The organism is Furfurilactobacillus milii (genome assembly GCF_021654115.1).
Lineage (GTDB): Bacteria > Bacillota > Bacilli > Lactobacillales > Lactobacillaceae > Furfurilactobacillus > Furfurilactobacillus milii.
The window spans coordinates 117276-143044 of record NZ_JAIWJF010000005.1; the positions used below are offsets into that span (position 1 = coordinate 117276).

A 25769-nucleotide genomic window follows, 5' to 3' on the forward strand; every position below is an offset into this window, starting at 1 on the left:
GAACATCCTCTCTGTGTAAAACGGTCATTAAACCGCATTATGTAAATTAGTTTAGTTAGAATTGGTGAAATGAACTTGGCAACATGCCCTGACGTGGGCATAATGAAAGTATCGAACTAACTATTTTTCATGCTACAGAATCGATGAAAACTTGTCAACGAAAGGCTTTGCGCCATACTAAAATGTTTTGAGGGGTCAAAATGAAACCAAAAGTATTTCTTGAATTTGTTGAATTTCAATCATTAGTTGCCAGTGTGTTGCCATTTACGTTAGGGCTACTGTACGTTTGGTATAACTACCACGCCTTTAATCTCTTGCATAGTGTGCTTTTTTTTATCGTTATCGAGCTGATGCACATGGCCGTAAATGCCAATGACAATACTCAGGATTTCGTGCACGCAAAGGACGAGAAGACGTTTAAACAACTAACAAACGTCGTGGGTCACTATCACATTTCGCTTCGGCTGGCGATTACGGTTATTGTGAGCTTGTCTGCTGGCGCTGCGATTATCGGTCTTGGCTTGCTGAAATTGACGTGGGGCTCAAGTAGTTGGATTTTCTTGGGGATGGGGATTATTGGCTTCCTAGTTGGCTATTTTTACGCTGGCGGACCGCTCCCAATTTCGAATACGCCGTTTGGAGAGCTTTTTTCTGGTATCACCATGGGATATGTGATCATGTTGGCAGCTGTTTATGTTAATTTAGCGCCGGCTCGACAATTGTCATGGTCCCTAGCTGGCAACGTTTTACTGGCATCAGGACTGGCTGTGTTTGCCATTGGTAATTTAATGTTGGCCAACAATCTGTGTGATTACGAAGAAGATAAACTAAATGAGCGCCGGACAATCGTGGTTTTGCTGGGGCAACGCGTTATGTTGTGGGCATGGAATATTGGCTATGCGTTGGGATATGTTTGCATGGTTGCTGCTGTGCTAGTCGGTACGTTACCTAAACTGACATTATTAGCGTTATTAATTGTGCCGGTCGTCATCAAAAACAACCGACAGTTTGGCGCTGTGATGGTTAAATCAAAAAGTTTTGTATTGGCGGTTAAGAATTGTATTCTCATCACAATTTCGTTTGCTTTAGCGATGGGGATTGGCATTATCTTTCATCTATAACTGAATGATTGAAACTTTAGCATTGAGACAAATAACCGCGTAGGTGTTGGTTGTCAGCCGTACAATCTAAAAGTCATTAATTTTTTCTTAGCCACGTCGCTAAAGTTAGCACGGACCATCAACTTTGTGATTTAATGAAAATTAAACGCAATTAACAGAGTAAAGGACGGTTGGTGTGGCAAAAAAGCGACGAAAAATTAATTGGCGTCGTCGACTGAAGCGCTTTAGGCGAACACTAAAGGGCTTTTTTGTCTATCGCGGTCATTTGCGTTGGTTCAACACATTGTTAACGGCACTGACGATTTTGATTATCGCGTTAGCGTTTGGTGGCGTTGGCAAACGGGTGTTAGTGCCTGCTGGACAATCTTCACAGATTGACGGGACGGCAAAACAGCATCGGCAATTCATTAACCAAGTAGCACCGTATGCGCAACAACTGCAACAACGGACTCATGTGCTGGCCAGTTTACAAATTGCCCAAGCAATCCTTGAATCCGATTGGGGCGAATCGACGTTAGCCAGCCAATATCATAATTATTTTGGTGTTAAGGCAGGACAGGATGAACCGGGGGTTGTCTTAAGCACGTTAGAGTATGTTAATGACCACTATGAAACAGTTAATGCTCGGTTTAGAACGTATCCTAACTGGCAAGCATCGTTTGCAGCGCACGCGCAGCTGTTTGTTAATGGCGTCGATTGGAATCCAAACAAATATAGCGACGTTCTTGCTGCTACAGATTATCGCTCGGGCGCCGCAGCCTTGCAAAAGGACGGGTACGCAACGGATCCAGGATATACTAGCAAAATAGTTACAATTATTGAAAAATATCATTTAAATCGTTTTGATCAATCTAATTGATTGTGCACTTATCAGGCGAACAACTTGTCATTCTGGGCCGGTTCACCTACACTAGGTGCATTAATAATCAAAAATTTGAATTAGATACAGAGGAGACTGTGCCGTGACGGGAAATGTTTTATACCCTGGTGATACGCTGGGCATTATTGGAAATAGTTCAAACGGACCATTATTAGTAAATGCAGCCCGCCGTGTAGGGCTCAATGTGGCCGCCTACACCTCAGAAACCAACAGTGAAATCGCAAGTCTGGCTGACGCAGTGTTCACCGGCGCGTTTGACAACAAGCAACGTTTACAGGCGTTTGCAGAAAATTGTGATGTGGTCACTTACGAGTCTGAACATGTGCCCAGTGAGGTGATTGCGTTTATCGCCCAGTTTACAAAAGTGCCACAGGGATCTGACACTTTGGCGATGATGCAGGATAGATCGCTAGAACGCGCTTTTTTTGAAGGACTCAACATCAATATCCCACCATATGCCACGATTATTGAACTGGATGACATTTACGCTTCGGCAGCTTCAATCGGTTATCCGGCCGTGTTGAAGCCAATGCAAAAGGGAATTGAACAAGAACAGCAGTTAACCATTCGTTCACAGGCCGATGTGCCGTTGGCCGCAGATATGTTGCAGCATGGCCCGCATATTTTGGAGGCTACAATTCCTAATGCTCAGGAAATTTCTGTGTTGGTGGTCAAGGGCTATCCACAAGAAAATGAACTGGCTGATCAGATCCGGCTGTTTCCAATTGTTGAAACCAATTATCAACAAGGACGTTTGATGCGCGCAATTGCGCCAGCACGAATTTCGGACGATATTAATGATGAGATTAAACGGATTACACAAACGGTCGCCCACAATGTTGATTACTATGGTGTGTTTCAGTTAAGCTTTATGATTACGGACACAGGCAACCTCTTTCTCCGTGATTTAACGCCGGCGATGGATCGGTCCGGCTTAGTGTTTGACAAGGCGGCTAACATCACGATGTTTGAAGCGCATTTGCATGCAATCGCCGGCTTACCATTGGCCATTCCGAAGCAATACATGGCTACGGTTCTGGCATCCTTTGATGATGAACAACTCAATGCCATTCGCACACAGTGGATTATCAAATCTAATTGGGAATTTGTGTTCTACCATAAAAGTGGTCGGTTGATTTCCCCTGCCGCGGGGCATGTGTTGATTCAAGCTTCAACAGTTCAAGATGCTTTGAATCAGTTGTCGGCAACGACGATTTGGGATCCTGCACGGCCAGTGGCGCCGGCGCCGAGTCGGTTGGACAAAAATAAATAAATATTTCTGATTAGAATGACCGTTTGTGAGTAGGAAAATCTTGCAAGTGGTCGTTTTTATTTTCAAAACATACGTTCGATATGATGGTGTGACGCTGTCGATTTTGGTATACTTGAACTACTGAATTTTTACGAGAGGAAGGCACATTTTCGTGAGCGCAACCACATTATTAGCAGGACTAAACGACAAGCAGCAGGAAGCTGTTCAGACAACGGAGGGGCCATTATTGATCATGGCTGGTGCCGGATCAGGGAAAACCCGAGTGCTGACACATCGTGTTGCTTATTTGATCGAAGAAAAAGACGTTAAGCCGTGGCATGTGCTGGCGATTACGTTTACCAATAAAGCTGCTCGCGAAATGCGTGAACGAGTGGCTAAGCTTTTAGGCGAAAGTGGAGAAGATGTTTGGGTTTCCACATTCCATGCCCTGTGTGTCCGAGTATTGCGTCGAGACATCGACCGAATTGGGTTTAACCGCGCATTCACCATCACTGACACTAGTGAGCAACGGACGTTGGTTAAACGAATTTTGCGAGAACAGAATATCGATCCTAAAAAGTATGATCCGCGTTCACTGTTGGCCGCAATTTCAAATGCCAAAAATGATCTACAAACGCCAGCTGACTATGCAAAAACGGCGAATACACCGTTTGAGCAAATTACAGCAACGGTTTACGAAGATTATCAACGTGAACTCAAGGCCAATCAGGCGCTTGATTTTGATGATTTGATTATGCTTACGATTGAGTTATTTGATAAGGCGCCTGATGTGCTGGAAGGCTATCAACGCCGGTTCGAATACATTCATGTGGATGAGTATCAGGACACCAATAATGCCCAGTACAAGTTGGTCAGCATGTTAGCGGCTAAGTCACACAATTTGTGTGTTGTTGGGGATGCTGATCAGAGTATTTATGGTTGGCGTGGCGCCAACATGAACAACATTCTGGATTTTGAAAAGGATTATCCAGAGGCGCAAACCGTTATGTTGGAACAAAATTACCGTTCAACACAAACCATTTTAAACGCCGCCAATGAAGTGATCGAAAATAATGTTATTCGTCGGAAAAAGAATTTGTGGACGGATAATGGTAGTGGGGAAAAGATTTCTTATTACCGCGCACAAAGCGAACGTGATGAAGCGCATTTTGTGGTGGCTCAAATCGAGACACAAATGCGGGAAAATCACCGGGACTACGGTGATTTTGCTATTCTGTACCGGACTAATGCCCAATCGCGGACTATTGAAGATGCGTTGGTTAAAAGCAATATTCCTTATAACATGGTTGGTGGACATAAATTCTACGACCGGAAGGAAATTCGCGATGTATTGGCCTATTTAACATTGATTGTCAATCCACAAGATGACATGAGTTTCGAACGAATCATCAATGAACCTAAACGTGGTCTCGGCAGTGGCTCAGTTGAAAAATTGCGCGAATTTGCAAATTTCAACAATTGGAGTTTGCTGGAAGCAGCACAGAACGTTACGATGGCAAACAATGTCCCAAGCCGCGCACGGAACAGTTTTGATGAGTTTGGCCAGATGATGGCTGAACTGACCAAAATGCGTGAATTTGTTTCAGTTACGGACTTGACGGAACAATTGCTAGATAAAACTGGTTATTTACCAGCACTTAAGGCGACCCATTCACTAGAGGATGAGGCCCGTGTTGAAAACTTGCAGGAATTTCTGTCAGTTACAAAACAGTTTGATGATTCCTATGAACCAACAACCGCTGCGCCGACTGACGTTGAAGCAGCTGATCAACCCGTACCTGAAGGTAGCGGTGACAAGTTTGTTGATTTTCTTGCGGATTTGGCCCTTGTTTCGGACTTGGACGACGTCGATGAAGAAAACGATCAAAATGTCACGTTAATGACATTACATGCTGCCAAAGGACTTGAATTTCCGGTTGTCTTTTTGATGGGACTTGAAGAAGGTATCTTCCCACTTTCTCGTTCTGTCATGGATGAGGATGAATTGGAAGAAGAACGGCGGTTGGCTTATGTTGGGATTACGCGTGCTAAACAAAAATTGTACATGACGAATGCATTTTCACGCCTATTGTATGGTCGCGTGCAAAATAACCCAGCGTCACGCTTTGTGGAAGAAATTAATCCGGATTTGATTCAGAGTGAAAATCATAGTGCCGGCAGTTTAACAGCCGGAGGGCCGAAAACACCGTTTGATAGACGCACAGAATCCGCTTTGTCCACCACTTATAAACGCAAACCAGTTGGCACCAAGTCGACAAAGGTTGAGCGGTCACAGGGAACGGGGGCTGACCAAGTTAGTTGGGCTGCCGGCGATAAGGTGACTCATAAGAAGTGGGGTGAAGGCACCGTTGTGAAGGTTAACGGTCAGGGTGAGGATGCTGAATTAGATATTGCTTTCCCAGAGCAAGGCATTAAACGGTTACTGGCAGCTTTTGCACCAATTACAAAGGCTTAATTCACTGTTTAGTTGAGAGTTAATCAAGGGTTTTAGTGAGTTTGGCATCTGTGTCTAGATGCACACGCAAATCGAGAGAGGAGTGTTAAAGCATGGCAGATCAACCAGTATCGGAACTAACAACCACACAGGCTAATCAAGAAGCTACACAACTGCGTGAACAGTTGGATTCATGGCGAAAAGAGTACTATGTGCAGGATGCGCCAACGGTTGAGGATCACACATATGATATGCATTATCAACGATTGTTGGATTTAGAAGCAGCGTTTCCTGAGATCGTAACGCCTGACTCACCGACACAGCAGGTTGGCGATGTGACACTACCTGGTTTTAGTAAGGTGACGCATACGGTACCAATGCTGTCGATGGGGGACGTGTTCTCACTTGAAGAACTGGCCGAATTTGACGCCCGTACGAAGCAAAATTTAGGTCAAGACGAACTGGAATATAATTGTGAGCTTAAAATTGATGGGTTGGCGATTTCGTTAGTTTATGAAAACGGTAAGTTTGTTCAGGGTTCCACACGTGGTGATGGTAATATTGGCGAGGACATCACAGCTAATCTGAAAACCATTAAGTCAATTCCGATGACATTGACAGAACCTCTGTCTATTGAAGTTCGGGGCGAATGTTACATGCCTAAAGCGTCGTTTGCAAAACTAAACGAACGTCAAGAAGCTGAAGGGAAAACACCGTTTGCTAATCCACGAAATGCGGCCGCTGGTTCACTTAGACAATTGGATCGAAAGGTGACGGCAGATCGTAATTTAGACACGTTTATCTATTACACCTCAAGCTTTGAAAATCTTGGTGCATCCACCCAAAGTGAAGCACTGAAGCGTTATCAGGAACTCGGTTTCAACATCAATCCGCATTCCCGTGTGTGCCACAACATGGATGAAATTAAAGCTTATATTGACGAATACACGGGTCAACGTGAATCGTTAAGCTATGGCATTGATGGTATTGTCATTAAAGTTAACCCTGTCTCCCAACAAGATGAGCTGGGAAATACTGTCAAAGTGCCGCGCTGGGAAATTGCCTACAAATTCCCACCGGATGAGCAACAAACTGTGGTGCGTAATATTGAATGGACAGTCGGTCGAACGGGCATTGTCACACCAACGGCAGTAATGGATCCCGTTCAGTTAGCTGGGACAACGGTTGCCCGCGCATCGTTGCACAATCCTGATTATTTAAACGAAAAAGGGGTCCGGGTCGGCGATACCGTTACGTTGCATAAGGCCGGTGATATTATCCCTGAAGTCGGCGAAGTTATCATGGACAAACGGCCCGCAGATAGTGTGCCTTACCCGATTCCAACGCAATGTCCATCTTGTGGTAAAGACCTCGTTCATATTGACGAAGAAGTTGCACTGCGTTGTATCAATCCTAAGTGTCCAGCTCAGGTCACAGAAGGGCTGACTCATTTTGCTTCTCGTGACGCGATGAATATCGATGGATTAGGACCCTCTTTAGTTGCTCAATTGTACAATCGTGAAATGCTTAGTGATGTAGCTGGTCTTTACCATTTGAAGCATGATGAATTGTTAACTTTAGATAAATTTGGTGATAAATCAGCTACAAACTTATTGACAGCGATTGACAACAGCCGCAATAATTCTTTGGAGCGGTTATTGTTTGGTCTAGGTATTCGGCATCTTGGCGCTAAAGCGGCTCGGCAAGTTGCAGAGCACTTTAAGACGATGACAGCAGTTATGACAGCATCCGCAGACGACATTGCGGAGATTGATGGCATGGGGCTGACTATCGGCGATGCGGTAGCACAATACTTCAGTACCGAGGCTGCTCAAGAGCTAGTCAATGAGTTGGTCGCTGCCGGCGTTAACATGACGTATGATGGCCCTGATACAGTAGCTGCTGCGGATGATCCATTCTTCGGTGGCAAACGGGTAGTGTTAACTGGTAAGCTAACACAGATGACCCGTGCCGATGCGACTGCATGGTTAACCGCTCATGGCGCCAAAGTCTCTAGCAGTGTTTCTAAGAATACAGACTTACTTATTGCCGGCGAGGATGCCGGGAGCAAGTTGGCGAAGGCAACACAGCTGGAAATTGAGATTTGGAATGAAGATCGATTCGCACAAACGATGGCTGAGGATAATTAACAGTACAGACTAGCTTGACCTGTTTGTATTGATCCCAGCAGGGAGGATTTGGATTAAGGTGAAAAAGTTTCGTATTGTGGCCGCATTGTTATCTACCATGATGTTATTGGCAGCCTGTGGTAACCTCGACAGCACATCAAGTAGTTCGACAACACCGACTACCAGTAAAAAGAAGGTTCAAACAACTGGTCAAACCAACAGCAATAATTATCAAGGGGTAATCAAGGATGGACATTATTTGACGAGTGCTGCCCGTGGTGTCACCAATGATCAAGACAATAACACCATGAACCTGAAGAGTTTTGAAAGTGGCTTATTAAATGTCTCTAAGAAGGAATTTAAGCCAAGTAAGTATATTTTTCAGGAAGGTCAGTATTTGTCTACGTCAACTGTTCAAAAATGGGTTGAGCGTAAGTCAAACGATAATCCTACGGGATTAAACCCTGTTGATAACGGTCAAAAGGATGCAAATAAACGGAATCCGCTGTATTTACAGACTATTGAAGAACAGGACTACATGACGCAGGATGGCGATAATTTATCCTTGTCTGGAATGACCATCGGAATCGGTTTAAATTCCGTTGATTACTACACCAAGGAAAAATATGGTGCTCAGTATTCAACAAATATTTCCGATGAGCAAATGACGACTCAGGGCCGTGCAATTGCAGCAGAAGTATTAAAACGCGTGCGTGCGACTAAGGGCGTTGGCAAAGATGTGCCAATTGTGATTGCTTTGTACAAGCAGGCTTCTGATGACAGTTTGGTTGGTGGCACGTTCTTCTCATATAGTGTTAATGACGGGAACAATATCAGTTCCTGGCAGAACATCAATCAACGCAACGTGGTCTTCCCGTCTGCTGGTGGCTCCAGTACGTCAGGCACCAGTAATGATGAGAGCAACTTTGAAAACTTTAAGACTCAGATTCAAAACTTCTTCCCGAACCTCAGTGGTGTGACCGCTCAGGCACAATACCAAGACGATAATTTAGCTGGTATGAATGTCACGATTACAACGCAATTTTATAGTCAGACAGAGATTATTAGCTTTACCCAGTACTTGGCTCAAGTAGCGCCGAAATACTTGCCATCTGGAGTCCCAATTGATATAACGGTTCAATCAACGGATGGCGTTCAGTCGTTCCTGAGTCGTGATTCGGGACAGACTAAATTTTCAACACATGTTTTTGGATCCTATTAACAAAAATGAATAATTGACCAACCGCCATAACACAGAACAAAGCCTGTGTTATGGCGGTTTTTGTATTGAAATGACAGAAAGATCATTAAGTTTGCGCTAGGCTATTTTATTTTCGATCAAAAGAGCTAAAATGAGTTGGTGGTTCCAGATTATAAAAGTCGAGGTAGTTGTACGATGAATGCGAACACAAGAGCTAAGGTCAGTCGGGCAGGCATTTTTATTACGTTGGGGATCGTCTACGGAGATATTGGTACTTCGCCATTGTATGTTATGAAAACGATTCTTGGCGATAATGGCGGACTGTCCGCCACGACGCCGGAATTAGTGATTGGGAGTATTTCACTTATTTTTTGGACAGTGATGTTACTCACAACTGTGAAGTATGTGCTTATTGCACTTAATGCCACCAACCATGGTGAAGGCGGTATCTTTGCACTTTATACACTGGTAAGGCGTCAAGCTAAGTGGTTACTTTATCCGGCATTGATTGGTGGTGCTGCATTGCTTGCGGATGGGATGTTGACACCAGCTGTGACAGTAACAACCTCAATTGAAGGACTAAAGGGGATTGTTTTTCATCATTGGGAACCCGTTCAAAATCAGGCTGACGTCATTTTTATCACCGTTGTAATTTTATCGATTTTATTTGTGATTCAGCGCTTTGGAACCAAAACGATTGGGCATGCTTTCGGTCCGATTATGACCCTTTGGTTTACATTTATTGGTGTTGTTGGTTTAGTGAATTTGTTGCCAGACCTGGCCATTTTAAAGGCATTAAATCCTTACTATGCCATCAGCGTGCTGACAAGCCCAGATAATAAGGTTGGTATTTTTATTCTTGGGAGTGTCTTTTTGGCAACTACTGGGGCCGAAGCGCTGTATTCAGATGTTGGTCATGTTGGCAAGGCAAACATTGATGCAAGTTGGCCGTATGTCTTTGTGTGTTTGATGCTTAACTATTTTGGCCAGGGCGTTTGGGTGATTCAACACGCTCATGAGGCCAATTTGGGACAAGCAGTGGACTTTAATCCCTTTTTTGAACTTTTACCAGGCGACTGGCGTTTTGTCGGGATTGTGCTGGCAACCTTGGCTGCCATTATCGCATCGCAAGCGCTGATTACCGGTTCGTACACATTAGTTGCAGAAGCAGTACGGTTAAAATTATTACCACGATTGAAGATTAATTACCCAACGCTTCAGCACGGGCAAATATACGTACCGGCCGTGAACGGTATTTTGTGGATTGCCTGTGTCGGAATAGTTTTCTTTTTCAGAACTTCTGCGCATATGGAAGCCGCGTATGGGTTAGCCATTACTGTGACAATGTTGATGACGACACTCTTGCTGTTCCAGTATTTACGGTTACGGCATGTGAACGTTGTGTTGACTTGGTTGATGGTTTTATTCTTTGGCAGTTTGGAAACCATGTTCTTCCTGTCATCGATGGTTAAATTTGTTCATGGTGGTTACGTGACAGCCATTTTGGCTGGTTTGATTTTGTGTGTCATGTTTATTTGGTATTACGGCAATAAAATTCGTGATCGCGATGAGTTTGAGTCCGGCTATGTGGATTTAGATGATTATAAGGACCAGTTAGTTGCGTTGAGCAAAGACGAAAACTACCCAACGTTTGCGACCAATTTAGTTTACATGGCTAAGGTAAAGCCGGGCCATATGATTAAAAAAGAAATGCTCTATTCAATTTTGGACAAACGCCCGAAACGCGCGCAAGCGTATTGGTTTGTGACAGTTAACGTTACAGATGAGCCGTACACGGCTAAATATGATGTCGATATGATGGGTACGAATAATGTTATTAACGTTCAACTTTACCTTGGTTTTCGTCGTGAACAACGGGTAAATGTCTATTTACGCGCGATCGTTCACGAGCTAATTGAGAGCGGTGATTTGCCGGCTCAACCGCAAACTTATACGATGCAAAAGGGCCGCAATGTTGGGGACTTCAGCTTTGTTGTCATTCAAGAAGAGCTGTCACCGGAAACACGAGTCAAACCATTTGATCGCTTTATTATCCAAGCGCGGGTGACCCTTCAAAATTGGACCAGTACGCCGGCAACATGGTTTGGACTGGAATTTTCGGATGTTGTTGTCGAGCATGTGCCACTGATTCTCGGACGCCGGCGCCGGCCATTTTTACGGCGCATCAAACAACAACATACGGATAGCGCAGATCGACAGTAGGCAAGTCGAGATGTGTTTGTTGAAAAAATTAATTATGACAATTAAGGGGCTGAATAGGCCATTATTTTTGTCGCGATTATTTAGAGAAGAACACAAACTTACCGCGCTTTGTCGTATAATGTTAGAGATAGTGACAACTTTTTACAGAAAGAGGGATGGGCATGGCAGAAGAACCAATTTCACGTGCTGAAGTTGAGCACGTTGCCGAACTGGCAAAACTTTCGTTGACCGATGAACAGGCCAGCAAGTTTACTAGTCAACTGGACGAAATTATTACCATGATTGATGGTTTGAACGAGGTCAACACAGATGATGTGAAGCCGACAACCAACATGGCCGACGCGACTGCAATTTTACGTGAAGACGTTGCAGTGAACGCCCACCAAAAAGATGCGTTAATTAACGAAGCTCCTGAAACCGAAGATGGTTTTATTAAGGTGCCCGCAATTATTGACGAAAGTGAGGACGCCTAATGACACAACAGTTTGATAATTTAACTGAGCTTCATCAAGCGCTCGTTAATAAAGACTTATCTGCCACTGAATTAACGCAACAAACGCTAACTAATATTCATGATCATGAAGACGCCTTAAATGCTTATGTGACGGTGAACGATGATGAAGCATTGGCACAGGCGAAACAGGCTGATGAAAGCGGAATTGATGCGGATAACGTCTTTTCTGGTGTGCCGGTTGCATACAAGGATAACTTAACGACTAAGGGCTTGCTGACAACAGCCGCTTCTAAAATCCTGTACAACTTTAAACCTGTATATGATGCAGATGTTGTGACGCGTTTACGCGCTGCTGGCGCCGTTACAATTGGGAAAACCAACCTGGATGAATTTGCCATGGGTGGCTCAACTGAAACTTCTTACTTCGGGACTGTTCATAATCCTTGGGATACAACTAAAGTGCCCGGCGGTTCTTCGGGTGGTTCTGCAGCTACGGTTGCGGCTGGCGATGTGCTAGCTGCTCTGGGTTCTGACACTGGTGGTTCAATTCGCCAACCGGCCGCTTTCAACGGAATCGTTGGTTTGAAGCCAACGTATGGCCGCGTCAGCCGTTGGGGATTGATTGCGTTTGCGTCATCATTAGACCAAATTGGTCCAATGACCCAGAACGTGACGGATGCCGCTGCTATGATGAATGTGATTGCGGGTCGTGATGAACGTGACGCCACTTCATCCAGCAAAGAAGTGCCGGACTATGTGGCTGGTTTGTCTGGCGACATCAAGGGCTTAAAGATTGGTGTGCCTAAGGAATTCCTTGGTGAAGGAATCGACGAAGGCGTTCGTGATCAGATTAAGACCGCGATTAAGAAACTTGAAGCGTTGGGTGCAACAGTGGATGAAGTTAGTTTGCCACACAGTACCCACGGAATTCAGGCTTACTACATTCTTGGACCGTCTGAAGCGTCTTCAAACTTACAGCGGTTTGACGGAATTCGTTATGGATACCGCACACCAAATGCTAAGAATTTGGAAGAACTGTACGTTAAGACCCGTTCCGAAGGATTTGGTGATGAAGTTAAACGCCGGATTATGTTAGGAACCTTTGCATTATCTGCTGGTTCATTCGATGCGTTCTTTATGAAAGCGGCTAAGATTCGGACACTAATCATTGAAGACTTTAAGAAAGTGTTCGATGATTACGATGTCATTGTCGGACCAACTGCACCAACACCGGCCTTTGGTATTGGTGCCGAAACTAAGGATCCGATGACGATGTACATGAACGACATGTTGACGGTTCCTGCTAACTTGGCTGGTCTGCCTGCCGTTTCAGTGCCTGCTGGCTTGGTAGATGGTCTACCGGTTGGTTTACAAGTCATTGGCCGTCCATTTGATGAAAGTCGCGTTTTGAACACAGCGTTTGCGTTTGAACAGAACACGACATTCCACGAATTGAAGCCATCAATGAGCAAAGGAGGGCGTGCTTAATGAATTTTCAAACGACGATTGGACTAGAAGTCCACGTTGAACTTAAAACGAATTCAAAGATTTTTAGTCCGTCACCCGTTGAGTTTGGGGACAACCCTAATGCCAATACTAATGTGATTGACTGGGGATATCCTGGTGTTTTACCAACGCCCAACAAAGGGGTAGTGGAATACGGTATGCGCGCGGCTTTGGCCCTTCATGCTAAGATCAATCAGCATACGCACTTTGATCGGAAAAACTACTTCTATCCAGATAACCCCAAGGCTTATCAAATTTCACAATCAGATGTGCCATTAGCACAAAATGGTTGGATTGAAATTGACGTGGACGGTAAGAAAAAGAAAATCGGGATCGAAGAGATGCACATTGAGGAAGATGCGGGTAAAAACACGCATAATCCTAATGGGTATTCCTACGTCGATTTAAACCGTCAGGGGACACCATTGATTGAAATTGTGTCGAAGCCTGACATTGCTTCACCTGATGAAGCCTACGCTTACCTTGAGACTTTGCGTCAACGAATTCAGTTTACTGGTGTTTCTGACGTGAAGATGGAAGAAGGTTCCATGCGTGTCGATGTCAATATTTCGATTCGCCCTTATGGAACGGACAAGTTTGGGACAAAGACAGAACTGAAAAACTTGAACTCCTTCAACTATGTGAAGAAGGGCCTTCAGTTTGAAGAACAACGTCAGCAACGTGTTTTATTGTCTGGCGGTCAAATTCAACAGGAAACACGTCGTTACGATGAAGCTTCTAACGAAACCATCCTGATGCGTGTTAAGGAAGGTGCGGATGATTACCGTTACTTCCCAGAACCAGATATTCCTAACGTTGAAATTGCGGATGACTGGATCAAACAGATCGAGGAAACGATGCCGGAAATGCCAGAACGTCGTCGCCAACGCTATGTTGATGACCTTGGTTTGACTGACTATGACGCCATGGTGCTGACACAGACCAAGGAAATGTCTGACTTCTTTGAGGCGGCCGTGGCACAAGGTGCAGACGCTAAATTGACGTCAAACTATCTGCAAGGGGACGTTAACGCCTATCTGAATGATAATCATTTGGATCTGCAAGATACGAAATTGACGCCAGACCACTTGGCCGGCATGATCAAGTTGCAAATGGATGGTACGATTTCATCCAAGATGGCTAAAAAGGTCTTTAAGGCGATCATGGATGGTGAGGAACCAAATGATTATGTCAAAGCACATAACCTGGTTCAATTGTCAGATCCAGCTCAATTGCAGCCGATTATCGATGGTGTGTTGGACGCTAATGCCCAATCGATTGAAGACTTTAAGAATGGTAAAGATCGTGCTGTTGGCTTCTTAGTTGGTCAGATTATGAAGCAAACACACGGGCAGGCTAATCCGAAGATTGTTAACAAGTTGTTAATGACTTCATTGAATGCGCGTTAAACGATTGTTATTTTAATCAGAAGCGGTTAAAATTAAACCTCGTTGTGAACCTTACAACGGGGTTTGTACATAGCATTAAAATTATTAAACGGAATGACTAAGACAGTTTGCAGTGGAGGCAATGAAACATGGGACAACGCGCACGGGTCATCTACAACCCAACGTCAGGACGCGAAGCACTCAAAAGAGATTTAATCGATATACTGAACGTCTTTGAACAGGCCGGTTACGAGACTAGTGCGTATGCGACCACACCAGAGCCGGATTCAGCTAAAAATGAGGCGCATCGTGCTGCCCTAGAAGGGTTTGATCTAGTGGTGGCAGCCGGTGGTGACGGGACGATTAACGAAGTCGTCAACGGAATTGCCGGACTTGAGAAGCGGCCTAAAATGGCGATTATTCCAGCTGGTACCACTAATGACTACGCTCGGGCATTGCGGATTCCACGTGATGAGCCATTGAACGCTGCTAAAGTTGTGCTTAAGAATCAAACCGTGAAGATGGATATCGGTCAGGCTGGCGAAACGTACTTTATCAACATCGCTGGTGGCGGTTTGTTGACTGAACTGACATACGATGTGCCATCGGATATGAAGACGATTTTTGGTTACCTTGCATACTTGGTTAAGGGTGCTGAATTATTACCGCAAATTAAACCGATTCAAATGTCGATTGAGTACGACGATGGTAAGTTCGAAGGTGAAGCTTCGATGTTCTTATTGGGATTGACGAATTCAATCGGTGGGTTCGAACAAATTGTGCCCGATGCATCGCTTGATGATGGTAAATTCAGTTTGCTCATTGTCAAAACGGCCAGCATGCCACAACTGTTGCGGCTGATGACACTAGTCTTAAACGGTGGCCGACACATTAATGATCCGTTGGTCATTTACAAGAAGACCAGCAAAGTGATTGCTAAGCCACTTAACTCCGACCGGATGATGATTAATTTGGACGGGGAATACGGTGGTGATGCGCCGATGACGTTCATTGATCACAAACAGCACATTGAAATGTTTGCTGATTTGGATGCGATTCCCGATGAACAGTTGACCGGTGAGGACCGGGCCATCGAAGAAGATGCCCGGAAGTTTGTTGAGGAAGTTGACAAGTTGCCAGAAGGTCAGACAGACGACACAAAAAAATAGTGATGTATCTCAGCAGCGGGTTCGCTTAAATGTGGATCCGCTGTTTTGCACTTCTTTTAAGTGAGTTGGCATGCTATACTAGTTTGGTTCGAAAATTTTACAGCGGACTGTTTTTGTTCGTTTAAAAAATTCCGTTGAGTGACCGTCGCAAAAGTCGAAAGGAAATAATTAATGAAATTCAAAGCACCAGTTGCTAAAAACCAAGAGTATACAGGCGATATTATCGACCTAACCTATCAAGGGATGGGTGTCGCTAAGATAGAAGATTTTCCGATCTTTATTACGAACGCATTGCCTAATGAAAAAGTTGTATTTGCAGTAACCAAAGTGGCGAAAACATACGCTTTCGGCCGAGTCGTTAAGTTTATCGAAAAGAGTCCGCAACGTGTTGATAGTGTCAATGTGACTTACACCCAAACTGGGATTGCGCCCCTGCAACACTTGAGTTACGAAGGTCAATTGGCCTTCAAACAACACCAAGTGGTTGAATTGTTAAAGAAGTCACACCTGGATATTGATGTTGCCAAGACGGTGGGGATGGAGACGCCTTATCATTATCGTAACAAGGCGCAAGTGCCGGTTCGTGAGATCAATGGTCAAATCGAAACTGGTTTTTACAAACGTGGCTCTCACACGGTTGTGCCAATTGAGGATTTCTATATTCAGGATCCTAAAATTGACGAAGCCATTATTGTCGTGCGTGATCTCTTACGTCGTTTCCATCTGGACGCGTATGATGAAACTAACAACACCGGTGTGATTAAAACCATCATGGTGCGTCGAGGCTATTACAGTCACGAAATGATGATTGTCATTGTTACGCGGACACATAAATTGTCGATGGTGAATGAATTAGTTGCTGAAATCACGAAGGCTTTGCCAGAAGTGAAGAGCATCATTCAAAATGTTAATCCACAACAAACGAACGTATTGTTAGGTGACACGGATCGAATTCACTTCGGTAGTCCCGTCATTCATGACCAATTGATGGGGTTGACGTTTGAAATTTCAGCTCACTCATTCTACCAAGTTAACCCACAGCAAACGGAAAAACTGTATCAATTTGCTATCGATAAGGCACAGTTAACGGGTGAAGAGACTGTCATTGACGCTTACTGTGGTATCGGCACAATCTCTTTGGCGGTGGCCAAGCATGCTAAACATGTGTATGGTGTTGAAATGGTTAAAACGGCCATCAGTGACGCCAAGACCAATGCTAATTTGAATCACATCGATAACGTTGACTTTGTTGTCGGCAAAGCTGAAAACCAAATGGCACGGTGGCAAGAAGCCGGCTTGAAAGCGGACGTTATCATGGTTGATCCACCACGTAAGGGGCTGGCACCAGAATTCATCGAAGCTGCCACGGCTGTTAAACCGAGTCGCGTTGTTTACGTCAGCTGTAACCCAGCGACGTTGGTTCGTGATATTCAAGTGTTCATGGATCACGGCTATCACGTTGATGGCGACATTCAACCAGTGGACCAGTTCCCACAAACAACTAGCATTGAATGTGTTGTCAGTTTGGTGAAGGACTAATTGAATACTGACAAATGAAAAATGGCAGTTCAACAATTTGTTGAGCACTGCCATTTTTCATTTGCATTACGATAATAATAGATGATTAGAATCTTGTTGACTGTGAATAATACGCAATCAATCTCTTTGGAATTATAGAGAACATATCCCATTAATTAAGTTATCATTAGAAAACACCTTGACTTTAATGAAAATCGAGTGTAGATTCAAGTCATTGAAAACGTATTGATGAGAAAAGTAATCTTTAACCAACGAGATAGAGAGCTTGCAGGGTGGGAACAAGTCACGCGGTGAAAGATGAACAATGGCCTCTAAACGGTGCCGCTGAACCTTAATGGCAAAGTGACAACGACCAGCAGTCGTTATCCTGCTACCGTATGAAAATGTACGGGATAAGGTTACAAGTGTGAGCTTGTGACAAAATTAAGGTGGTACCACGAACGGTAGCTTCGTCCTTTTTGTAGGATGAAGCTACCGTTTTTTTGTCGATTATCAAAAGCATTTAAACGAGAAGGAGTGTCATACATGACAGTTATTAGTAGCAATCTTGGTTACCCGCGGTTAGGGGAAAAACGTGAATGGAAAAAGACGTTGGAACACTACTGGGCAGGCAAGATTGATGAACCGGAATTTCATACAGAAACGAAAGCATTGCGTTTGGCCAATTTGAAAAAGGAACAGGCAGCAGGTTTGGATTTAATTCCGGTTGCCGATAATTCAGACTATGATCATGTGCTGGATACGATTGCGGCTTTTGGCATCGTCCCAGAACGCTACGGTAGCTTCCACAAACGATTAACGTTGGATGAGTATTATGCCATCGCACGTGGGACAAAGGATGCTGTCGCGTCAGAAATGACAAAATGGTTCAACATCAATTACCACTATATCGTGCCAGAATATGACCAGCCTCATTTTGAATTATTGGATAATCGTTGGTTACGGTTCTACAACGAAGCCAAAACTGAATTAGGAATCGATGGGAAGCCAGTTATCCTTGGTCCAATTTCGTTGTTAAAACTGGGCAAACGGAATGGTGATTACCTGGATGCAGATGCTGTTGATGAATTACTGCCACAATTGTTGCCACTTTACGAACAAGTCTTTACCGAATTGGCTCAGGCCGGTGTTAAGTGGGTTCAGGTGGACGAACCAACGCTGGTTAAGGTTGCGACGGCAGCAGAAGTTAAACCTTACGAAACGGCTCTAAACGCACTTCGTCAAGCGGCACCATCAATCAATATCGAACTGCAAACGTACTTTGACAGCATTGATCCCTATGAAGCTGTTACCAAATTACCCGTTCAGGCAATCGGACTCGATTTTGTGCACGACAACGATGAGAACTTACAGCACGTGTTGAAGGACGGTTTCCCAAGCGACAAGGTATTGGCTGCTGGTATTATCGACGGTCACAATATTTGGACAAGCAATTTTGCTGACAAACTGGCCTTAATTAAGAAATTGCAGGGTGTCGTTGACAACAATCATTTGTGGTTGCAGCCTGCTAACTCATTACTTCATGTACCAATCACGACAAAGAATGAAACGAAGATCGATCCTGTGTTATTAGGTGGGTTAGCCTTTGCTGATGAGAAGCTACATGAATTGACGGTTTTGACTAAGGCCGCTAATGAAGGCCAACAGGCAGTTTCAAAAGAATTCACCAAGAATGCTGCCGCACTCAAGGCGTTAAATGAATCTGAACACCGGAACAACGCTGAAGTCCGTGCTGCGGAAGCCAACTTGGCCAACGAAACGTTTGAACGGCACAGCGCATTCTCAACGCGGATTGCACTACAACATAAGAAGCTGCAATTACCGTTATTGCCAACGACAAGTATTGGCAGTTTTCCGCAAAGCAAATTGGTTCGTTCCAAACGAGCTGCTTGGCGGAAGGGCAATATTACGGATGCCGAATATGAAGACTTTATCAAGTCTGAAATCAAACGTTGGATTGGTATCCAAGAGGACCTTGGACTGGATGTATTGGTCCATGGTGAGTTTGAACGGACTGACATGGTTGAATACTTTGGTCAGAAACTGACGGGTTTTTATGCGACGCAAAATGGCTGGGTTCAATCGTACGGTTCACGTGGGGTACGGCCGCCAGTAATTTTCGGTGACGTCGCTTACACGAAACCAATTACAGTTAAGGAAAGCGTCTACGCACAAAGCTTGACGGACAAACCAGTTAAAGGAATGCTCACGGCACCATTAACGATTATTAACTGGAGCTTTGTCCGTGATGACATTAGTAAGGCCCAGGTTCAAAACCAAATCGCATTAGCGCTGCGTCAAGAAGTGATTAACTTGGAAAAGGCTGGCATCAAGATTATTCAAGTTGACGAACCTGCGTTGCGTGAAGGGTTGCCACTAAAGAAACGGAACTGGAAGCCATACCTGGATGAAGCGGTTTACTCATTCAAGATTACGACGACTGGTGTTCGTGATGACACCCAGATTCACACGCATATGTGTTATTCAGACTTTGAAGACATCATCGGCACGATTAGTGCACTTGACGCGGATGTGATTTCGATTGAAACATCTCGGAGTCACGGTGAAATCATCAGTTCGTTTGAAAAGACACACTATGATAAAGAAATCGGGCTTGGTGTTTACGACATTCACAGTCCACGGGTACCTTCTGTTGAAGAAATTCAGGCAAACATTGAGCGGGCATTGCGTGTTATCGACGTTCATCAATTCTGGATCAACCCTGACTGTGGTTTGAAGACGCGTCAGGAACCAGAAACGTTGGCAGCCTTAAAGAACATGATTGCTGCACGTGATAATGTTCGCGCTAGTTTAGCGGAACCGACAAAGTAATAGGGGGCGTTGCCATGGTGGCTGACGCAGAGCACCAAAAGTTAACGGATGATGGGCATCGATTGACACATACAGATGAAGCACAAACGGAACATTCTTTCCTCCATCCGTCCGTAGGTCATAAGAGCGTTCTTGTGGAAATGGATCCACCGACGACATTTAAAACGGCAAGCTTTTATCGTGGTGCGGAGCGTTTACGTGATGCAGGAGTGGACGCAATTACGCTGGCGGATAATTCACTGGCAGCTGTTCGGGTGAGTAATGTGGCCGTTGCTGCTAAGTTGAAATTGGAATACGGTATTCATCCCATCGTGCACCTTACGACCCGTGATCATAATTTAATTGGCATTCAGTCTGAAATTATGGGATTACACAGTTTGGGAATTGACGATATTCTGGCGATTGCTGGAGATCCTGCTAGGGAAGGCGATTTTCCGGGTGCTACTTCAGTCAGGGACGTTAATGCGTTAGGCCTCATTAAACTGATTAAGCAATATAACACTGGTGTTAGTCCAAGCGGGAAGTACTTAGATGACCGCCCTAATTTCTGTGTAGCGGCAGCCTTTAGTCCTAAAATTACCAATGGTGTTTTGGCAACTCGCGGGATCAAACGGAAAATCGACTGTGGGGCCGATTATCTCATCACACAGCCAGTGTTTGATATCGCCAGAGTTAATGAATTGGCAGATGCTTTCTCACAATGTGGGTTACAGATTCCCGTGTTTGTTGGCGTTCAGCCGTTAATGTCCAAACGGAATGCTGAGTTCTTAAACGAGCATGTGTCGGGGATGAGTTTGCCTCAATCTGTACTGGATCGAATGGCTCAGGCCGAGATCGACGGCAATGAACATGAAGTTGGTCTGCAAATTGCTGAAGAAATTGCGGATGCAATCTGTGATCGATTTGATGGCGTTCATGTGGTTACACCGTTTAATCGGTATAAGATTGCGGCAAAACTGGTGACGCATATTAGACAGCGTGACAGTGAAACGGTTAGGGAATACAGTGCAAGTAAGATAAATTGAAAAATTCCATACCGACGCAAATTTGCTCTACGTCGATATGGAATTTTTTAGTTGGTCATTTTAAACAATGTTAACGGATTTCTTTTCTATACTTAGTAAATAGGTAAATAAGTCCAGCCAAAAACATAATTATGTATTTAATCATTCGAAATTGGTTCATGAGATAATCAGTTGGGAAAATAATGTCACAAGCAAGATTAGCGGAAAGCATGATAGATGAGGCAGTTAAATAGATTTTTGCAGTACGTTCATCTTGTACCTTGCCGATTTTCCGAGTCATGATGGACCATCCGAGTGTGATTAGCACAATCAGGATTAAACTGAAGCCAACAAGGATGTTCAAATTAAGATTGCTTTGCTCAACCCATTGTTTCAGCGGCCAAAACAGAGCATCTGGGATATCTGATAATGATTTAATTTGCATATTAGTTCTCCTTATAACCAAAAATGTCGGTAATATCCACCTTGAAAAAAATTGCAATTTCAAAGGCTAATTTCAATGTCGGTGAGTAATTACCTTTTTCCATTACCAAGATTGTTTGTTTACTAACACCGACTGCTTTGGCCAAAGCGATTTGAGACAGATGATTTAACACGCGGTATTCGTAAACCTTGTTGGTGATGGTGAGACCTGGATTTTGTTTGCTAGCGATAGTGATCACCTCAACAATCATGGTAAACAATACTTTACCAAAAGTAAAGTATTGTTTTGAGAGAACTGACATTTAATTGCCTATCGGAGCTTTAGCTATGAATACCTTTAAAAAGGCATCATGGTATCTACAACTGATGAAAATGTGTAATACAATATGTCTGTTTTTAGTCATTGATTTCGATGTAAAACTACCTAGAGCCATCATTTCGGTTCCACGGTCAATATACCTGATCATGATTAGACTGACCGATAAACGAGAGCAACCGCGAACACGAATTTAAGCATCTCATCGGTATTCGATAACGGCTTCATGGTAAACTAAGCCTAATAGCAATGCGGGAGGGTGCATCATGAAAGCGAAGCACTGGTGGCTTAGTTTGATGATTGTAATTGGTTGGGTCTTTTTATTGCCAATCACTAGTATGGCCGATGGGTCATATACAATCGATAAGTACGTTGCGAACGTTAATGTTTTAGAGAACGGAGATGCTGATTTTACACAACGCATTACTTACAACTTTGACGGCCATTTCAATGGCGTATTTGTAAAACAAGATCTAAAGGGGTTGAAGGGTGTTGATACGCCTCGAGTGACGGTTCAAAACCAGGGTGGTTCTGAGCAAACGTTGAGTGAGCAGACAGATGAGCGCGACAATTCGTTTCAGCGGACACTGAATTCCAACGATTTGCAACTTAAGGTCTTTCACAAAATCAGTGATAAAAGCGCCACGTTTACATATCGTTATCGTTTACATGGCGTAGTCACAAATTATGCGGACACCGCTCGCTTAAATTGGAAAGTTATTGGTCAGGGATGGGACGTGGCACTGAATAACGTGCACATTACGATTAAATTGCCAACACAACCTGTGAACGGTTTACAAGCTTGGGTTCATGGACCGTTAAATGGTAAAACAACGGTTGAGAAGGCATCCGGTAGGGTTAATATCACAGTGCCTAGTATTCCTGCCAATCAATTCGTTGAAACGGACCTATTATTCCCGACCTCAGTGACGGCCACGAATACTAACATTGTTAATCAGCCAATGAAAGAACAAGCTCGTAAGCATGAACGTGACCTGGCGGCGACAGCCAACCGTAAGCGACAACAGTCGCAACGAGTGAATGTTGGGATGTTGAGTGCTGTGGGAGTGATGCTAGTTGTATTGCTCGGTGGTTCGTTGATTTACTTCACTCGCCGGCCAGTAAACCGGCATCCCACTCCAATTCCAGTTAATCATTGGTATGAAGTACCAACTGTATCACCAGCCGTGGCGGCGCGGTTAATTACGGACAAAGCGCCGACGACCAAGGCGTATACGGGAACCTTAATGACTGAAGCTGGCAACGGTGAAATTACTATTAAACCGGAAGACAAGACCTACATCATTACAAAACAAAAGGAAATTTCTGAGCCACTGACCGATTTTCTGATTACAGAAGTAGGCGATGGTGAATATGTCTCATTGAAAGATTTAAAAACCTTTGGTCAACGCGATCAAAGCGGGCGTTTGAATGGGCGGTTTATTTCGTGGCAGGATCGGGTAGAAGATGAGGCAAGAAAGTATTACGACGATCATAATGTCGCATTGAGAAAATGGTGGTTGACCGTCGCTATTGTGACGAGTGCACTATCTGCGTTAGCGGTTCTCATTGCGACAAACCTGCCAACAATTCGGTTAGGCGTGTGGATTGTGGCAGTTGGTTTAAGTGTTTTGGTCTGGGGCTGTGCGCTGTGGCAACGACGTGTCATCAGTCGTTACACGCTGGAAGGTGACCAACTGCACAATGAATTGCTGGGTTTCAAACGAATGTTAAACGATATTGGCCACTTTGATACGGCTAAAGTTGGTGACATTGTAATCTGGGAACAAATATTACCATATGCGGCGGCACTTGGTTTAGCTGAAAAAGTCACGCAGGCCTTAGCCGTTGAGTTTGGCAGTGATGCGCTGATGAAGACAGGGATGATTTTCCCACTGTATTACGGTTTCGGCGGTTTTGACAGTAGTTTTGATACTGGTTTTAGTAATGGCTTGTCGTCATCAATTTCGGCCAGCAATACGCAAGCTTCCAGCCTGTCTGGTGGCTCGGGCGGATTCTCTGGTGGGAGTTCAGGCGGTTTTGGCGGTGGCTCCGGTGGTGGTGCCTTCTAAAGCATCTGATGGTGAATTTACGTTTGACCGGAAGACATTTTTAAATAGCTGAGTGAAAAAAAGATCCACAGTATCGCGGTCACATGACCATGATACTGTGGATCTTTTGTTATTAACAAATGGAATTAATTTAGTGAACAAACACACTGAGTAAGAGCACCATCAGTAAACCGACCACAGAAATGATGGTTTCCAACACGGTCCAAATACTCAACGTTTGCTTAACCGTCAAATCGAAGTACTCAGAGAACATCCAGAAACCAGCATCGTTGACGTGTGAGGCAGCTAGTGAACCAGCACCAATAGCTAATGCCATTAATGCGGGGTTAGCACCAGATGCATGCATCAACGGAACAACTAAACCCGCTGCAGTCATACCGGCAACCGTGGCAGAGCCAAGGGCAACACGCAGAATGACCGCTATTAGCCAACCCAGAATTAGCGGTGATAGGCTAGAATGTGACATCATTTGTTGAACGGCTTTACCAACACCACCATCAATCAAAACTTGCTTGAAGGCGGCACCACCACCGATAACCATTAACAACATGGCAATCGACTTGATGGCATCTTCAATCGTGCCACTAATCTGTTTCATTGTCCGACCACGGGAGAAACCCATTGACCAGATTGCGAATAATAGCGAGATGACCATCGCAATGACGGGGTCACCGAGCATAATCATGATCGAAGCAAGACCATGCGGATGAGCGGGTTTAATCCCATGCAAAGCCGTCATCGTATAAATGGTCGAAATAGCCATGAAAATAACGGGGAACAATGAGGTAAGGGCGGCCAAGCCGAAACTAGGTGTTTCATCCAAGTTGTATTCCTTAACCTCACCAAAGGCCGGTAATTCTTTTTTAATAACGAATACGCCTGGTTCCAAACGTTGCATGATCCGCGTAAATACAGGACCGGCAATGATCACACAGGGAATCGCCACGATAATACCGAGTAACAGCACGTTACCAGTATTAGCACCCAAAGCTGTTGAGACAGCCGTTGGAGCAGGTTGCGGTGGCAAGAAGCCTTGCGTTGCTGACAAAGCAGCAGCCATTGAAATACCCAAGTAGACGAATGGGACTTCGGCTTCTAGCGCAACAGCGAACACGATTGGTGTTAGTAGGACAAGGCCAACTTCAAAGAATAAGGACATCCCAATAATGAAGGAGGCAACCACGATTGCAAGTTGCAACCGTTTTTTACCAAACGCGTTAATCAACGTTTTGGCAATTCGGTAAGAACCACCAGAGTCGGACACAAGCCGACCAATCATCGCCCCAAACCCGAACACGATGGCTAACTCACCAAGTGAGCTACCAATCCCGTTCTTGATGGACGTCGCGATGGCTGCTGGGTTCATGCCAAGACCCAGGGCCACCAAAATCGACGTCACAATCAAGGAAACGAACGTGTTGAGCTTGAACTGGATAATCAATACCAGTAACAAGGCGATACCAAGAATTAGAACAATAAATGGCGTCATAATCAAAACTTTCCTCTCAAATGTAAAGACTTTTGGTAAGTAAAAAAACCAACTCCAACCATTGTACTCGTCCGAAACTCATTCTTAAACAGGATAATGGCAAAAAATGTAAATAGTTTTCAGGGTTATCAAACGATTATTTCATTGTGAAATTTAACTGGTGGTTTGTAGTTTTCTGCCGCTTACGGTTGTCAGCATAGAAACGCTCATCGTGGGACCGGTTTAAGCCTCCTAAAGCCCCAGGAGTCTTTCACCTCGTCAACAAGCCTCGTGAGAACCCGAGTCTCGTTGTCCG

Annotated in this window: 18 protein-coding genes; 15 read left to right on the forward strand and 3 right to left on the reverse strand. The window is 44.4% G+C overall.

Translation table 11 applies throughout. The annotated features are described in order from the left end of the window. Positions 1-200: 200 nt before the first annotated feature. From LDK34_RS07690 to LDK34_RS07755, 14 genes are all read left to right on the forward strand, one after another. Positions 201-1121 carry a prenyltransferase gene (locus LDK34_RS07690; RefSeq protein ID WP_178942182.1) on the forward strand — a complete coding sequence of 307 codons (921 nt, stop codon included), beginning with the start codon at positions 201-203 and terminating at the stop codon, positions 1119-1121. Positions 1122-1296: 175 nt separating this feature from the next. Continuing rightward, a complete protein-coding gene (locus LDK34_RS07695) occupies positions 1297-1980 on the forward strand; it encodes a glycoside hydrolase family 73 protein (protein WP_225439150.1) in 684 nt (227 codons plus the stop codon). Positions 1981-2083: 103 nt separating this feature from the next. Further along, positions 2084-3274, forward strand: coding sequence for an ATP-grasp domain-containing protein (locus LDK34_RS07700; protein WP_178942183.1), 1191 nt, complete (start codon positions 2084-2086; stop codon positions 3272-3274). Between the two features lie 151 nt (positions 3275-3425). Further along, the gene (gene pcrA / locus LDK34_RS07705) at positions 3426-5729 is read left to right on the forward strand and encodes a DNA helicase PcrA (protein WP_236941628.1); all 2304 of its coding nucleotides are present in this window, start codon (positions 3426-3428) and stop codon (positions 5727-5729) included. Between the two features lie 92 nt (positions 5730-5821). Then, a complete protein-coding gene (ligA, locus tag LDK34_RS07710; protein WP_236941629.1) occupies positions 5822-7858 on the forward strand; it encodes an NAD-dependent DNA ligase LigA in 2037 nt (678 codons plus the stop codon). A gap of 58 nt (positions 7859-7916) precedes the next feature. Continuing rightward, the gene (locus LDK34_RS07715; protein ID WP_236941630.1) at positions 7917-9059 is read left to right on the forward strand and encodes a CamS family sex pheromone protein; all 1143 of its coding nucleotides are present in this window, start codon (positions 7917-7919) and stop codon (positions 9057-9059) included. A 174-nt stretch (positions 9060-9233) separates the two neighbouring features. Then, positions 9234-11261, forward strand: a complete 2028-nt coding sequence (locus LDK34_RS07720) for a KUP/HAK/KT family potassium transporter (protein WP_236941631.1) — start codon at positions 9234-9236, stop codon at positions 11259-11261. Positions 11262-11422: 161 nt separating this feature from the next. Continuing rightward, positions 11423-11734, forward strand: coding sequence for an Asp-tRNA(Asn)/Glu-tRNA(Gln) amidotransferase subunit GatC (gatC, locus tag LDK34_RS07725; RefSeq protein ID WP_161001085.1), 312 nt, complete (start codon positions 11423-11425; stop codon positions 11732-11734). Beyond that, complete coding sequence (gene gatA / locus LDK34_RS07730) at positions 11734-13203, forward strand: Asp-tRNA(Asn)/Glu-tRNA(Gln) amidotransferase subunit GatA (protein WP_236941632.1); 1470 nt, start codon at positions 11734-11736, stop codon at positions 13201-13203. The genes gatC and gatA overlap by 1 nt, the downstream gene beginning before the upstream one ends. Further along, positions 13203-14630, forward strand: a complete 1428-nt coding sequence (gene gatB / locus LDK34_RS07735; protein WP_161001087.1) for an Asp-tRNA(Asn)/Glu-tRNA(Gln) amidotransferase subunit GatB — start codon at positions 13203-13205, stop codon at positions 14628-14630. The genes gatA and gatB overlap by 1 nt, the downstream gene beginning before the upstream one ends. Positions 14631-14758: 128 nt before the next feature. Next, positions 14759-15778 carry a diacylglycerol kinase gene (locus LDK34_RS07740; RefSeq protein WP_236941633.1) on the forward strand — a complete coding sequence of 340 codons (1020 nt, stop codon included), beginning with the start codon at positions 14759-14761 and terminating at the stop codon, positions 15776-15778. A gap of 171 nt (positions 15779-15949) precedes the next feature. Further along, positions 15950-17317 (forward strand): 23S rRNA (uracil(1939)-C(5))-methyltransferase RlmD, encoded by a 1368-nt coding sequence (gene rlmD / locus LDK34_RS07745; RefSeq protein ID WP_178942188.1) that lies wholly within the window; start codon positions 15950-15952, stop codon positions 17315-17317. A 525-nt stretch (positions 17318-17842) separates the two neighbouring features. Then, entirely contained in the window at positions 17843-20149 is a 2307-nt protein-coding gene (gene metE / locus LDK34_RS07750; protein WP_236941634.1) for a 5-methyltetrahydropteroyltriglutamate--homocysteine S-methyltransferase, read from the forward strand. Between the two features lie 14 nt (positions 20150-20163). Then, positions 20164-21174 (forward strand): methylenetetrahydrofolate reductase, encoded by a 1011-nt coding sequence (locus tag LDK34_RS07755; RefSeq protein WP_236941635.1) that lies wholly within the window; start codon positions 20164-20166, stop codon positions 21172-21174. 70 nt (positions 21175-21244) lie between these two features. On the opposite strand, the gene LDK34_RS07760 is transcribed toward LDK34_RS07755, so the two are convergent. Next, complete coding sequence (locus tag LDK34_RS07760; protein ID WP_236941636.1) at positions 21245-21598, reverse strand: DUF2178 domain-containing protein; 354 nt, start codon at positions 21596-21598, stop codon at positions 21245-21247. A 1-nt stretch (position 21599) separates the two neighbouring features. After that, positions 21600-21848, reverse strand: a complete 249-nt coding sequence (locus tag LDK34_RS07765) for a helix-turn-helix transcriptional regulator (protein ID WP_236941652.1) — start codon at positions 21846-21848, stop codon at positions 21600-21602. A gap of 331 nt (positions 21849-22179) precedes the next feature. Here LDK34_RS07765 and LDK34_RS07770 point away from each other — a divergent pair, with 331 nt between their 5' ends. Further along, on the forward strand, positions 22180-23985 hold the full coding sequence (locus LDK34_RS07770) for a DUF2207 domain-containing protein (protein ID WP_236941637.1): 1806 nt from the start codon (positions 22180-22182) through the stop codon (positions 23983-23985). 130 nt (positions 23986-24115) lie between these two features. Here LDK34_RS07770 and LDK34_RS07775 read toward each other — a convergent pair whose 3' ends face one another. Next, positions 24116-25474: a gluconate:H+ symporter gene (locus LDK34_RS07775; protein WP_017262722.1), complete on the reverse strand. Its 1359-nt coding sequence runs from the start codon at positions 25472-25474 to the stop codon at positions 24116-24118. Positions 25475-25769 lie beyond the last annotated feature (295 nt).